The sequence below is a fragment of the Janibacter sp. CoH_79_TC_3 genome (assembly GCF_058197955.1).
The window spans coordinates 1-273 of record NZ_JBXWIV010000087.1 but is presented as its reverse complement, the minus strand read 5'-3'; the positions used below and the strand labels follow the sequence as shown (position 1 = coordinate 273).

Sequence of the window (273 nt, the reverse complement as noted above, 5' to 3'; positions counted from 1 at the left end):
CTCATAAACTAGAGGAAATCAAACAGGTTGCTGATCAAGTAACTATCATTCGAGCAGGGCAAGACGTTGGAACTTATTCAGTTAAGAAGATTAGCGACCAACAAATGGCAGAGTTAATGGTTGGTCACTCTGTAGAAATGAAATTGACTAAAAAAGCAGAAAAGCTTGGCAAGAAAATTCTTAAAGTTGAAAATCTTCAAGTTAAAGAAAGTCGTGGTAATTTAGCAGTTAAAGATCTTTCCTTCTCTATTCGTGCAGGTAAAATCCTAGGAA

1 pseudogene is annotated in these 273 nt (G+C 35.9%); it reads left to right on the top strand.

What is annotated here, in order from left to right:
• Window positions 1-273, top strand: a pseudogene (locus tag AC2FA3_RS15180) (heme ABC transporter ATP-binding protein); the annotation flags it as partial.